This is a genomic window from Flavobacterium sp. RSSA_27, assembly GCF_051547125.1.
GTDB lineage: Bacteria > Bacteroidota > Bacteroidia > Flavobacteriales > Flavobacteriaceae > Flavobacterium.
Genome location: NZ_JBPTTN010000004.1, coordinates 304,665 through 318,640, shown reverse-complemented (window position 1 = coordinate 318,640; position 13,976 = coordinate 304,665). Strand labels below are relative to the sequence as shown.

The window sequence follows — 13,976 nt, the reverse complement described above, 5'->3', positions numbered from 1 at the left end:
GGTTGTTTAGATAAAAAAAGAGTAGCGATTAACTACTCTTTTGTATGATTAAAATTGAAAATTTAGGTTTAAGCCTACGTTGAGGCCTTTTTTGTATGAGAGCACATTGATATCTCCTGAGGCATTTTCTTGAACTCGATTGATCTTTGGGTCAAGAATATTCTTTACAACAAAGTCAATTCCTATTTTTTTGTTCCATTTAATTTTTGTTATAAAATCTAAGGAACCAAAAGCTTTGTCAACTAAGTTTCCTCTATCGTTAGTTCCAATAGCATATACTCTGTCAGAGAAATAGGTGTAAGCTAAAGTTGAGGTAAGTGTACTTTCGTTGTTATTCCATGATTTGAAGTAGGAGATATCAGTGTTGAGTAATAAATCAGATGCCCCAGTAAATTTACTTTTGTCATCAGTAAAAACTACATTATAGTCTGTTTCCTTTATAACTTTTTCAGTGCTTAACTCTTGGGTACTGTATAAGTAAGAAGCGTTAATACCTGCTGATAGTTTGTTATTGTCATCTCTATTGAAAATGGTTTTTCTGTACTCTAATTCTGCACCAGCAACATAACCAAAATCTCCAGTATTAATAAAAGAAATATCGTTTGTTGATGAAGCAATAGTTACTTCATTGATTGGGTTCATAATGTATTTCCCAAATCCAGTCACAGAGATTAATTCGTCAGCGTTTGGAAACATCTCCCATTTTAAATCAAAGTTATAATCATCTGAAGCATATAAATCAGGATTACCCACTTTTACTTCGGTTACATCTTCGTATACGAATAAAGCTCTTTCTTTAAATTGGGGTAGCGTATAGGTTTTACTAAATCCAAATCTTAGATTTTGTTTTTCGTTCAATTCATATTTTAAGGTAAGGCTTGGTAAAAATGCAATTTTCTCAAGTTCATCATATCCGCCTGATGGATCTAATTGGGTGTTCCAGTTGATGTTTTGAAAAACATATTCTCCTCTTAACCCAAGTACCCCTGTAAGTTTGCCAAAATTATATTCGGTATTTAAAAAACCACCATTGATAAATTGTTCACCATTGTATGTTTGAGGATCTAAAGCATTTGAAACTTGATCGTTACCTCTAAATGTTGCTATCTGAAATACCCCATTACTTAAATTGGTTTGGTTATAAAATGAATCAAGGTTATTAGGATCTACTATTGTTGCCGCAGCACTTGCCGCAGTTTTGAAATTGAATTGAGTAGCTTCAAAATCTCTTTTTTTCATACGCCCATTATAACCAAGAGTGAATTTCCCATTGTATTCGCCCTCCCCAGTTTTATCGAATTTATAGTCAAAAGCCAAGTTAGCTGCAGCTTCTGTCTCTTGAAGATTCTGGAAGTATCTGTGGTTGTCAGGTGCTGAAATAGTTGACAATTGGTATCCAGCCGCTTCTTTTCTAAAGATATTTTGATTTCTATCAGGCATGTCGCCATCAATTGAGTTCAAAGAAACTCCCCAGTTGAAGTTAGAGCGTTCACTTACTTTATGATCTCCCAATAATTGATTGATCCATAATGTGTTTTTTTCGTATTTGTTTCTGCGAATTAATCCGTTGCCATCATTTGCAATATCAACTATGAATCCGGTATATTCTTCTTTACTTAAAGAAGAAGTATTGATAAAAACTGAGTTGAAACTTACTTTATTAGCATTGTTGATTTTGAATCCTACATTCAACATAGCTGTAAAATTGGTGTTATAGCTATCTAGTGTGTATTTTTCAAAATTTTTATTTACAACTCCACTTCCGTTTACGGCTCCTTTTGCGGTACCATCATTACGAGAGGTAAAATCACTCCCAAAATTTACAGTGGAAAATAGGTTTAATTTGCTCTCAGAACCTACGTTGAATAATTTGCCCCCTGAAATTCCTACTGTACTTGCAATTGGATTTTTAGTATCCAAATTCAAAGAATTATAATTGTAATTTGATAAGGCATTAGTTGGAATACTAGAAGTGCTAAATCCAAAACTATTGATGCCATTTTGTAAAGAAAAATTATCGTTACCCACTGCATTCGAATTTACTTTGGAACCAATGTCAATTTTTAAGAAGCCTTTTCCTTTGTAATCTTTTGAAATGATATCTACATTTCCGCCTGCAAAGTCGCCATACAATCGGCTACTGTATACTTTGTCAATAGAAACGTATTCTAAAATATCCGTTGAAAAAATGTCAAGGTTGATGTTCTTTTTTTCTGGGTCATTAGACGGAATGGGCATGCCATTCATAGTTGTAGAATTGTATCGATCTCCCAATCCTCGAACAAAGATATTTCCAGATCCCTCTTGCTTGGTAATTCCTGTTGTTTTGGTTACCGCTGTTGCTACATCACTAACTCCTTTTCGAGCTAGTTCTTGCGCTCCTATGCTTTGTTTGATTTCTACAGCATTTTTTTGTTCTAGTAACAATGCAGTTTCTTTTTGTCTATTCGGCGCCGATGCTTTTACTACTACATCTTCTAGTTTGTAACTTCCTGATCCAATGGATTTGTTAATAGTTACTGTTTCATTTGCTTTAACAGTAACTGGAACTTCGATCATTTCGTAACCCACAAAACTAAATTGGATAACATAATTTCCTGGTACAACACTAATGGAGTATTTTCCATCGATATCTGTGTTGACTCCAATTTTTGTTCCTTTTAATGTCACATTTGCAAAAGGTAGGGATTGATTGTTGACATCTTTGTCAGTAACGGTGCCAGTAATTGTTCCTTTGTTTTGAGAAAATCCAAGTACAGTTATAAATAAGGTAAGGATTAAAAATTTTAATTTCATTCTGTTGTCTTTGTTTGTTGGTGCAAAATAACGACCAAGCTGTAAATTCGATGTTATTCGAATATTAACATTGTATTTTATTACTATTATGCAAATGTTAACATATTAAATTAAGGTTAAGTCCTTGAAAACCGTTTTTAGAAATGGATGGTTTATCGCTACATTTACATGGGTTTTTCAATTTTGATAGATTTAAAAGCCTAAATTTGATTTGTTTTAATAGTTTTTGGACTATTTTTTATGAGATTCCAAATCCTTTTGTAGTGTTGCAAAAGTTGGTAATAGCATCATAGTTCTATTTGAAATAATTTTACTTTTATGAAAAAAAGAAGCACAAAGATTTTATTGGTTGATGATGAACCAGATATTTTGGAAATTGTGGGGTACAATCTTTCGCAAGAAGGCTATCAAATTGTAACCGCAAGCAATGGAAAAGAAGCGGTTACTAAGGCCAAAAAAGAATTGCCAGATTTAATAATTATGGATGTCATGATGCCAGAAATGGACGGCATGGAAGCCTGTGAGCATATTCGTAAAATCCCCGAATTGAATCATGTTATTATTACTTTTTTGACTGCCAGAAGTGAAGACTATTCACAAGTAGCAGGATTTGATGCAGGTGCGGATGATTACATTACTAAGCCCATTAAGCCGAAACTCTTGGTGAGTAAAGTAAAAGCCTTGTTACGCAGATTGAAAGAAGAATCTCAAAACAGTGAAACGCTCAATGTAGGAGGAATCGAAATTAACCGTGAAGAATACAAAATCATAAAAGACAATATTGAAATTGCGTTACCAAGAAAAGAGTTTGAATTATTCTATTTATTGGCTTCAAAACCAGGAAAAGTATTCAAACGCGATGAGATTTTGGATAAAGTTTGGGGAAATGAGGTGGTAGTTGGAGGTAGAACGATAGATGTTCATATCCGTAAACTTAGAGAAAAAATTGGAGAAGATTTATTCAAAACCATCAAAGGAGTAGGATATAAGTTCGAAGTATAATTCGTTATCTCTCCGTTTTCTCCTGTTTCTAAAATAATAAAGAGTAAAAAATTCACAAATGACAATCTATTTTTGGTTGTAATTTGTGAATTTTGCGCTACTACAAGTACCTTTAGCAGCTATTGTCACTTCAACACTTAAAAAAAACGTAACATTGGAACTGAATACTATGGTAAAAATCAATTTTAAGAAGACGTATAAATTTGCCATAAAGTCGGCTTTGTATGTCAGTATCTTTGTTGCATTGGCTTCTGCGATATTGCTTCAGGCTTTTTTTAGACCGGCTTCTAGAATTATTTTTTCGTTTGCAATGATTGCTTTTGCGGGGACGTATATTTTTTCTTTTTTAGTCATTCAGTATCGCGTTGAACGTTTTATTTATCGAAGAGTAAAAAAAATATACGATGATGTAGCCTTGTTAGAATCCAGTTCGTTTATCAATCAGCCGATTACCACGGATATGGAAACGCTGACTCGTGAAGTTAAAAAATTTGCCACGGATAAAAAGTTGGAAATTGAAATGTTACAAGTTCGTGAGGCATATCGTCGCGAATTTCTGGGCAATGTTTCTCACGAACTAAAAACGCCATTATTTACGGTGCAAGGCTATATAGAGACACTTTTGGACGGAGCTATGGATGACAAATCTATTCGTAAAAAGTATTTAAAACGTGCTGAAAAAGGTGTAGAGCGATTGATATATATCGTCGAGGATTTGGATATGATTACCAAGTTGGAGTCGGGTGATTTGAATTTGGAGTTTTCTAATTTTGATATCGTAGATTTGATTCAGAACGTTTTTGATTTGCTTGAAATGAAAGCAGATAAAAAGAAAATTACCCTCGCTTTTGAAAATTATCATATTCAACCAATTCATGTTCATGGTGATAAAGATAAAATTCAGCAAGTAGTAGAGAATCTTATTGTGAACTCCATTAAATATGGTAGAGTAGGTGGAACCACTGAAGTTACCATTGTTAATTTGACCAACAAAAAAGTCTTAATTCGCGTTACAGATAACGGCGAAGGAATCGAGCAGCAAAACATACCCCGACTTTTTGAGCGTTTTTATCGAGTTGACAAAAGTGGTGCTCGTTCTGAAGGAGGCTCAGGGTTAGGGCTTTCTATAGTTAAGCATATTATTGAAGCACACAAAGAAAAAATTTATGTTGAAAGTGAATTTGGTATTGGCTCAGAATTTTCTTTCACACTAGAAAAAGCAAAGAATAAAAAAGCCATTCAAAAAACTTCTGAAGAGGATAAATAATCCACTTTATTGTCTAAAAAGGTAATGCTATTGTGTTACCTAATGTTCCAAAGGTTACTAAAATACCTAATAAAATGGTTGCTATAGGCAAATTTTAGTCTATTTAGCTATTGCTTTTCCTTGTAATTTAGCTCTCATTAGCGTTTTTTCTCTTTTCCTTGTTTTGAATCGAAGTTCATTTGTAAACAATTAATTTACAATTGCTTAATAGTGGTATAAAAACAAAAAATAGTACAAATTAGTACGCAATAGTCATTCTAAAAAGCCCATTTCGCATATTTAATGATAATTTATTATCTTGATAATATTGTGTTAACGTTATCTTAACATTACACCTAGACATTTGCATAAAAATTAACAAAGAAATATTATTTTCATTTTTAAAGGATTATTTTTATTAGTCCCTTGCATTTTCTAAAACCATTTATTTTTAAATATGACTACTTTAAAATTATTTTATCTGACGACCTTTTCTTTTTTAGTATTTAATTTTGCTTGCACAGCTCAAACGGGTAAACCATCCATAAAAATGGAAGCTGGAAAAGGAATTCAGTTTACATCAGCTGATTCAACTTTTACATTGGCTATTGGAGGACGTATTCAAAGTTTATTTTCATCATCACGAGATATTACTAATGAAACTACCGCAAATGATTTTTTGCTAAGAAGAGCGCGTTTGAACTTTGCAGGTAAAGCTTTTAATCCTAAATTTTCATACCGTATTCAATTGGGTTTTGCACAAGGTGACATTTCTTCAGCGAATAGTTCAGCACAAAACAATTTGATATTAAGAGATGCAATGTTGTTTTATGACGCTAAAAAGTGGCTTCGCATTGGATTTGGGCAAACCAAATTGCCAGGCAACAGACAAAGACAAGTTTCTTCTGCTAATCTTCAATTGGTTGAACGTTCTATTGCAAACAATAATTTTACATTAGATCGAGATAAAGGAGTATGGTTTTATACCAACTTCAATATTAGTGACGCAGTTTTAAAAACTACTTTGGCATTATCTAGTGGTGAAGGGCGAATTGTGTCTGACAAAAATGGTAAGATTTGTTATTCTGCCAGAATGGAATTTTTGCCTTTTGGAGAGTTTTCTAATAAGGGTGAATTTGTAGAAGCTGACATTGATAGAGAAAAAAAGCCAAAGCTATCAATAGCAGGAGTGTATAGTTATAATAACGATGCAACAAGGACCATGGGACAATTAGGGGATTACTTGTTCAATGCTGAAACAGCAAATATTAATTATTTTGGTGCTGATTTATTGTTTAAATATAATGGATTCTCATTTGAATCCGAACTGTATAACAGGAATTCGGATACAGCTATAATTGTAAATAAAAAAGACGTTACGCAGTCAAATTATATCGTCTCAGGAACAACATTTATGGTGCAGTCAGGTTATTTTGTTTCCAAAAAAAATGAAGTTGCCGCTCGTTATGCTCAAATTATTCCACTAGCAAAAGTAGCAGCAAAGATGCATGAGCAAAAAGAATATGTTGTAGGTTTTTCACATTACTTTAATAAACACAACCTTAAATTGCAAAATGATTTAACCTATCTCGAAAACGGACCAAATAAAAGTATCGTTTTCAAAATGTCAGGTGTAGTGACTTTCTAGAACTTTTTATTCACTTAAAACATAAGAAATAAATTAGATACAGATAATAAAATGAGACCAGTAATTTTGGTCTCTTTTTATTTTACATTATAGTGACAATTTCAATCAAAGTATAAAGATTGAATAATATTCACTTAACATACACTTAATATTGACCCCTTATTTTTGCCTCAAAATTAAATAAACTTTAAAAAATGTATAAAACAAAATTAAAACTAGTCGCTGCATTAGCTATTGTTATGGTAATTGGATTTTCTTTTACTACTGCAACAAAAATCACAGTAAAGGGATCCGATACGATGGTTATTCTGTCTCAAAAGTGGGCTGAAATATATATGAAGAAAAATCCAGGAACTACCATTCAAGTTACAGGTGGAGGGTCAGGTGTAGGAATCGCAGCTTTGATCAATGGTTCTACGGATATCGCTAATTCAAGCCGTCCAATTAAACCTGCAGAATTAGAAAAAATAAAAGCTAAATACAACAAAAGCAGTATTCAAATTGCTTGTGCAAAAGATGGTTTGTCTGTTTTCTTAAACAAAGCCAATCCTGTTAATGAATTAACAATCGATCAATTAGGAGCTATTTTTTCTGGAAAAATTACTAATTGGAAACAAGTTGGTGGTCCAGATGCGAAAATTCAATTATACGGAAGAGAAAGTAGTTCAGGAACTTTTGAATTCTTTAAAGAACATGTTGTTAAAACTGACTTTGCACCTACTTGTCAAACCTTGCCAGGTACAGCTGCAATAATCAATGCCGTGAAGAAAGATAAATTCGGAATTGGATACGGTGGAGCAGCTTACGCTGAAGGAGTTAAAGATTGTAAAGTTAAAAAAGATGCTAAAAGCAAAGGGGTTTTACCAACAGCAGCGACTATCAAAAACAAAACGTATCCTATCTCTAGGTACTTGTTTATGTACTTGAAAGAGAAGCCAACAGGAGAAACCAAGAAGTTCATCGACTGGATTTTGAGTGCCGAAGGACAGAAGGTGATTGTTGAAGTTGGATACTATCCAGTAAAATAACAAAATGCAAAACTTCCTTCTGATGTCAATCATAGAAGGAAGTTTTTTTTAATTTGAATTTCTAAAATCCTATCATGAATTCTTCTTTCCCCTCGAATTCTAAGTTTACCAAAGACAGTCTAAAAAAACAATTCCGTTGGTCTGAGTTTTTAGCCGAAAAGGTGATTTCTACTGTAGCTTTTTTATCCATCGCTATCATTTTCTTAATCTTTATTTTTGTTTTCAAAGAATCCTTGCCTCTTTTTAGTTCGAGCAAAGAAGCTGTTATAACTGAAATAGAAGCTACTACTACATCTACTACATTACAACCCGAAACCTATGGCGGAGCCACTGAAGATTTGGAGCCCGAAACATACGGAGCGCCTGTTGAAGATTTACAAGCACCTGAAGCTGCAGTTGAAGATTTAGCTCCTGAAACCTATGGTGAGCCTGTCGAAGAATTAGCAGTTGGCACTGAAGAAGTGGCTAAAACTGCAGCACCAAATCAAGAAGGAGCGGATAAAACTTGGAGCACTTTTGTGTCTACAGAATGGGTTCCCGTTTCGGATAATCCTCGTTTTGGATTGATAGCCTTATTAGTTGGAACACTAAAAGTGACTATTATAGCCATGCTTATTGCAGGACCTTTAGCTATTTTGGCGGCAATTTACACTTCTTGTTTTGCTTCCAAAAGAAGAAAAGAAATCATTAAACCTATTATAGAAATGCTAGCTGCTTTTCCATCGGTGGTGATTGGTTTTTTTGCTTTGATGGTGTTGGCCACTTTTTTTCAAGATGTTTTTGGGTATGATTCTCGTTTAAATGCCTTTATTGGTGGAGTAGCGATGGCATTGGCTGCTATTCCCATTATTTATACTATTGCAGAAGATGCGCTTTCGGCTGTGCCTAAAACGTATACCGAAGCGAGTTTGGCTCTAGGAGCTAGTAAATCGCAAACAGCCTTTTTGGTGACTTTGCCTGCAGCTACTCCAGGTATTTTTGCCGCCTTGTTATTGGGTATAGGACGTGTGTTTGGTGAAACTATGATTGCCTTGATGGCCACGGGTAATGCCGCTTTACTATCTGCCAATCCGTTTGAGAGTGTGCGTACTTTTGCCGCTACTATTGGTTCTGAAATGGCCGAAACGGTGTTTGGAGAAACACATTATAGTGTTTTGTTTTTTATAGGATCCTTACTTTTTATTTTTTCTTTTGCTTTGAATGCCATTGCAGAGTTTTATGTAAAAGGAAAGTTGATCAAAAAATTTCAAGGAAAATAAATTATGGAAACTTCTACAACCGAAATGCAACATCCTTTTTTTAAAACAGAAAACAAAAAAGAGGATTTGAAAGGAAAAGCTATTGTCGGAATTACTCAATTAGCGGTTCTTTTAATCATAGCTATTTTATTTATCATTTTAGGAATTATAGTATATCAAGGAAGATCTAAGTTTTCTTGGGAGTTTATCTCTTCTTTTCCTACGAACGGAATGACTGATGGGGGTATATTTCCTGCCTTGATTGGTACTTTTATTCTAGTGGTAGTTATGTCGATTGCTGCGGTACCATTTGGAACTATTACAGCTTTATACCTTACCGAATATGCCAGCGAAAAATCAAAATTTGCTGCTGCGGTTCGTTTCTCGATTCGTACCTTAGCGGTAGTGCCATCGATTATTTTTGGCCTTTTTGGATTGGGCTTTTTTATTCAGTTTGTGGGTACTGGTGCTGATACCGTTTTTAACGGCGGAGCATTGCGTTGGGGGCAACCTAACATTCTATGGGCGAGTTTGACAATGTCCTTATTAACCCTTCCGGTAATCATTGTGTCGGTGGAAGAAGCGTTAAAAACCATCCCAAGGGAATTGCGTGAAGCGAGTTTGGCTTTGGGCGCTACAAAATGGGAAACCATCAAAAATGTGGTGTTGCCAGGTTCTGTTTCTGGAATTATGACAGGAACTATTCTTGCTGTGAGTCGTGGTGCTGGAGAGGTAGCACCGATTTTGTTTACCGGTGCAGCGTATTACTTAGCATCGCTACCAGGTTCGTTGAGTGATCAGTTTATGAATTTAGGGTATCACATTTATATTATGTCTACACAATCTTCGGATGTGGAAAAAACGATGCCGATTCAGTTTGCCACCACTTTGGTTTTATTAATTCTTACCTTGTCGTTGAATTTAGTTGCGGTATTGATACGATCTAGAATTAGACGAAGAGCAAAAGGGTAATTTTTTTGCGTGAGGGATAGAAGCAATGTACCGAAGTACAGCGTATAGCCCGACCGCTATTGCGAAAGGCGCAAACTAACGGGTTGCTGAAGGAAGCCTTTTGCAAATGGGGTCACGCCCAACTTATATTTTAAAAATTTGATTTAGATAGTATTATGAAGGATATAAAAATACACGTTAATGATTTGTCGTTATATTATGGCGAAAAAAAGGCATTAAAGGAGATTTCGATGCAAGTACCTGCGAATAAGGTGACGGCTTTGATTGGACCATCGGGTTGCGGGAAATCTACTTTCTTGAGATGTATTAATAGAATGAATGATTTGATTCCGGATGTGAAAATTACGGGACAAATGCTTGTAGAAGGCGTAGATATTTATGATAAGAATGTAGATGTGGTTAATATTAGAAAGAAGATTGGAATGGTTTTTCAAAAATCGAATCCTTTTCCGAAATCTATCTATGAAAACATAGCTTATGGTCCTAAGATTAATGGGATTAAAGATAAAACACAGTTAGACGAAATTGTTGAAACTTCTTTGCGACAAGCCGCTATTTGGGAAGAGTTGAAAGACCGTTTGGATGACTCGGCTTTGGGGCTTTCAGGAGGACAACAACAGCGATTGTGTATTGCTAGAACTTTGGCCGTAAGCCCAGATATTATTTTGATGGATGAGCCTGCTAGTGCGTTAGACCCTATTTCTACTTCAAAAATTGAAGAATTGGTACACGATTTGAAAGAACACTATACCATCATTATTGTGACACACAATATGCAACAAGCAGCAAGAACTAGTGATCATACTGCGTTTTTCTATATGGGAGAATTGATAGAAATGGGTAAAACCAAAGATATTTTTACCAAACCAGAGAAGAAACAAACAGAAGATTATATTACAGGAAGATTTGGTTAATGGTTTAACTGTTTAATCGGTTATTTGTTTAATCGATTAACGGTTAACCGATTAACCTATTAAACTAAAAAAATACAAGATGACACATTTTGAAATAGAATTAGAAAAATTAAGAGACATTATCACCAAAATAGGTGTTTTAGCTGAATCCCAAGTTGGAGAGGCAGTAAAAGCTATTTTGTCTGAACCCATCGAAGGTAAAGAGGTTAAAAAAACGGAACATAAGATTGACAAATTGGATGTAAAAATCGATGAGATTTGTCAAAATATTTTTGCGTTGCAGCAACCTGTTGCTTCTGATTTGCGATTCATTATGTCGGCGATGCAAATTAGTAACGAGTTTGAGCGAATTGGGGATTTGTCGATGAGCATCATCAAGAAGACAAAAAGCATCAAAGACAAGCACGATTTGATTGCTAAGTTTGAAGTTGAAGGATTGGCTCGCGAAATCGAATTGGTTCTATCAAAAACCAATGCTTGTTTTGCTTCTAAAGACGAAAATACCATTGGTGAAATATTTGTTTTGAATAAAGCCATCAAAAACAAAACCGACGATACCATTCACGAGATTATCAGTGAAATGAAATCCAATTCGAAAGTAGTGGTTTCTGGAACCAATTTGGTGATGGTGTTGAAACATTTGGAGCGCATTTCAGAGCATTGTACCAATATAGCCGAATCGGTTTATTTTATGGTTCACGCCAAAATCATTAAGCATGATAAGCTAGAAGACTTCAATTAAAATAGTTATTTCAGGTTTGACTTTATTTAAATCAGGAAATACGTTATAATAGTTGTTTACAAGTACCTTCAAAGACTTTGTTTTATAACGAGATCCTACACATTTGAATAGAAAATAATAAAGGTTTAATTTATTGTTTTCTATTTTTTTATTTTATAACTTCGTCATTATTAATGTATTGCATAAAATTCGCTTCAAATCTTGTGCGTTGACTTTAAGAATTTAATAAATTCAAAATGAAACGATTTTAATTAAAATCCTACCAAAACGGATATGCCGAAAACCGACTAGAGTAGGCAAAATTAAAACAAGATAGCTATGAAAAAACTGCTCTTAGTGTTGGCATTACTTCCTTTTATCGGATTTAGCCAAACAAAAAACATGATTTCGTCATTTAGAATCTTTGCCAAGCCAGGAAAATCAATTGATTTAGAAAAAGCATTGAGTGCACATGCACAACGATATCACACTGGTGATTGGAAATGGCGTGTTTTTGAAATTCAATCCGGACCCGATGCAGGAGGGTATCATATTGTAGAAGGACCTAATAGTTGGTCGTCACATGATAGTAGAGGTACTTTAGGCGATGCTCATACTGCAGATTGGGTCAAAAATGTTGAAGTGTTAACCGAAGGTAGGGGTAGTTCGAGTTATGCGATAATTAGAGAAGACTTGAGTACGGTAAAGGCTAGTGATTTTGTAGATAAAATCTCTATCAGCCATATCTATCCAAAACAAGGAGAAGGTCATAAAGTAGAAGCTCGATTAAAAAAACTTAAAAAAGTTTGGGAAGCTTCTGGTCAAAGTGTAGTGGTATATGAAGCTCATTTTTCTGGTCCACCTCAGTTTTCAATCGTGTATCGTCATAAAGAGGGTTGGAAAGAAAAAGAACCGGGATTTAGAAAACCAATGAAAGAGCGTTATGAAAGTATCTACGGAGAGGGTTCATATGAAGAATGGCTGAATAGCCCTAGTAGTTCAGAAAGATCTTGGGGTGAATTGTTATTACTAAACCCTAAACTAGGTTCCAATTAAGCATCTAATTTGAAATCATAAACCTTACTAACGTTTTTTCCCTATGTGGTTTATGATTTCAACTTGGTTTAATTTAAAAAATTATCTACCTAATTGCGCTCTATAAGGTAAATGTATTTTTTTTTTTGGTATAAATACTACAAAATTTCGATGTTAAAAAAACCCGAAGAGTTCCTCCCAATCTATCGTGGTATCCATTTCTGAAAGTCCTTTGTAATCGGCAATTTTTGTCAGCATTTCAATGGTAAAATCTTCTTGATTGGCAAAAGGAACTATGCGTTCTTGGTCTAGTTTGACTGCTAGATATTCTTGTTCATATTGCCCAGGAGTAGGAATAAAGAAGGCTTTTTTGCCTAGTTTAACCAAATCCATAATAGTTGTATAGCCAGAGCGACAAAGGACGTATTCACTTTCGTTAAAGGTTTGTTCTAATTGGCGGGTATTCATAAAATTGTAAAAAGTTACGTCGCCTACTGTTTCCTTAACTTGTGTTTTCTCGATGATTCCTTTGATGAAAACCACTTTGCCTTTGAAGCGTTTTACCTCTTCGGTTAATTTATCTTCTAGAATGCCTCTTTGGGGTTCAGGCCCCGAAAGTATGATCATCAAATCGTATAGTTTTGGACTGTCTTTTTTGTGTAAACGGCTTAGTGGACCAATGTAACGCACTGGAAAATGTTTTCCGTTTAAGTGACCCAAATCACCTGTTAGGTTAGGTGTTCCAGCCACATCGGGCACCCAACACTGTTTGTATTTTTTAATGATGATTTGATGTAATTTGCTAGTAAACCAAGTAGTGTTTCCTGTCATTACATTCAATTGATGGGTGATAAAAACAGAAGGTATTTTGGCGCTAAACACACCTAAGCGATTATCCGAAATGATGCCATCTATTTCGTATTTGGCAACCCATTTTTGAACTAATTTCTTCTCTTCTCTTATGGCTTCGAGCATTCTGGGCAAACTTTGAATGAGTTTCCATTTGAAATTTTTGCCATTCTTGGCATATTCGATTTGGTAGGAGGGTAGTTGTAGGGTTTGAATATAAGGGAATTCTTTTTTCAACAATTCGAGCGCTATGCCATCAGAAGCGATGATGGGCGTAAAATTGTTTTCTTGCAGCGCCTTTATAATTGGGATACAGCGAGTGGCGTGGCCTAAGCCCCAGTTTAATGGAGCGATGAGTATCGTTTTTGAGCTAGAATCCAAAGTCATTTCGCAATCAAAATTAAGAATTTATACGAAGGCAAGGTAGCAATACTCCTATTTTTTTAAGTTTAGGCAACATTACTAAAAGTTTAATTTAACAACTGTTTGCGTAAAAAAAAGGCTTTCTGTAAAAAGAAAGCCTTTGA

The 13,976-nt window shown here is 34.7% G+C and carries 11 protein-coding genes; 9 read left to right on the top strand and 2 right to left on the bottom strand.

Going from position 1 to position 13,976, the window contains the following annotated elements; all coding sequences use genetic code 11:
- Nucleotides 1-48 precede the first annotated feature (48 nt).
- Nucleotides 49-2,796 (bottom strand): TonB-dependent receptor domain-containing protein, encoded by a 2,748-nt coding sequence (locus tag ACSVH5_RS07780; protein ID WP_438060870.1) that lies wholly within the window; start codon nucleotides 2,794-2,796, stop codon nucleotides 49-51.
- Between the two features lie 318 nt (nucleotides 2,797-3,114).
- Between ACSVH5_RS07780 and ACSVH5_RS07775 the strand changes: the two genes are divergently transcribed.
- The 9 genes from ACSVH5_RS07775 (at nucleotide 3,115) to ACSVH5_RS07735 (ending at nucleotide 12,621) form a co-directional block, all read left to right on the top strand.
- Nucleotides 3,115-3,798 carry a response regulator transcription factor gene (locus ACSVH5_RS07775; RefSeq protein ID WP_438060869.1) on the top strand — a complete coding sequence of 228 codons (684 nt, stop codon included), beginning with the start codon at nucleotides 3,115-3,117 and terminating at the stop codon, nucleotides 3,796-3,798.
- 310 nt (nucleotides 3,799-4,108) lie between these two features.
- Entirely contained in the window at nucleotides 4,109-5,065 is a 957-nt protein-coding gene (locus ACSVH5_RS07770) for a sensor histidine kinase (RefSeq protein WP_438060897.1), read from the top strand.
- 436 nt (nucleotides 5,066-5,501) lie between these two features.
- Nucleotides 5,502-6,692 carry a porin gene (locus ACSVH5_RS07765; protein WP_438060868.1) on the top strand — a complete coding sequence of 397 codons (1,191 nt, stop codon included), beginning with the start codon at nucleotides 5,502-5,504 and terminating at the stop codon, nucleotides 6,690-6,692.
- Between the two features lie 194 nt (nucleotides 6,693-6,886).
- On the top strand, nucleotides 6,887-7,720 hold the full coding sequence (locus tag ACSVH5_RS07760; RefSeq protein WP_438060867.1) for a phosphate ABC transporter substrate-binding protein: 834 nt from the start codon (nucleotides 6,887-6,889) through the stop codon (nucleotides 7,718-7,720).
- Nucleotides 7,721-7,794: 74 nt separating this feature from the next.
- Nucleotides 7,795-8,979, top strand: coding sequence for a phosphate ABC transporter permease subunit PstC (gene pstC, locus ACSVH5_RS07755; protein ID WP_438060866.1), 1,185 nt, complete (start codon nucleotides 7,795-7,797; stop codon nucleotides 8,977-8,979).
- 3 nt (nucleotides 8,980-8,982) lie between these two features.
- Entirely contained in the window at nucleotides 8,983-9,930 is a 948-nt protein-coding gene (pstA, locus tag ACSVH5_RS07750; protein ID WP_438060865.1) for a PstA family ABC transporter permease, read from the top strand.
- 155 nt (nucleotides 9,931-10,085) lie between these two features.
- Nucleotides 10,086-10,844, top strand: a complete 759-nt coding sequence (gene pstB / locus ACSVH5_RS07745) for a phosphate ABC transporter ATP-binding protein PstB (protein ID WP_438060864.1) — start codon at nucleotides 10,086-10,088, stop codon at nucleotides 10,842-10,844.
- A gap of 79 nt (nucleotides 10,845-10,923) precedes the next feature.
- The gene (gene phoU / locus ACSVH5_RS07740; protein WP_438060863.1) at nucleotides 10,924-11,586 is read left to right on the top strand and encodes a phosphate signaling complex protein PhoU; all 663 of its coding nucleotides are present in this window, start codon (nucleotides 10,924-10,926) and stop codon (nucleotides 11,584-11,586) included.
- Between the two features lie 318 nt (nucleotides 11,587-11,904).
- Nucleotides 11,905-12,621 (top strand): hypothetical protein, encoded by a 717-nt coding sequence (locus ACSVH5_RS07735; RefSeq protein ID WP_438060862.1) that lies wholly within the window; start codon nucleotides 11,905-11,907, stop codon nucleotides 12,619-12,621.
- A gap of 153 nt (nucleotides 12,622-12,774) precedes the next feature.
- Here ACSVH5_RS07735 and ACSVH5_RS07730 read toward each other — a convergent pair whose 3' ends face one another.
- Complete coding sequence (locus ACSVH5_RS07730; RefSeq protein WP_438060861.1) at nucleotides 12,775-13,836, bottom strand: glycosyltransferase; 1,062 nt, start codon at nucleotides 13,834-13,836, stop codon at nucleotides 12,775-12,777.
- Nucleotides 13,837-13,976 lie beyond the last annotated feature (140 nt).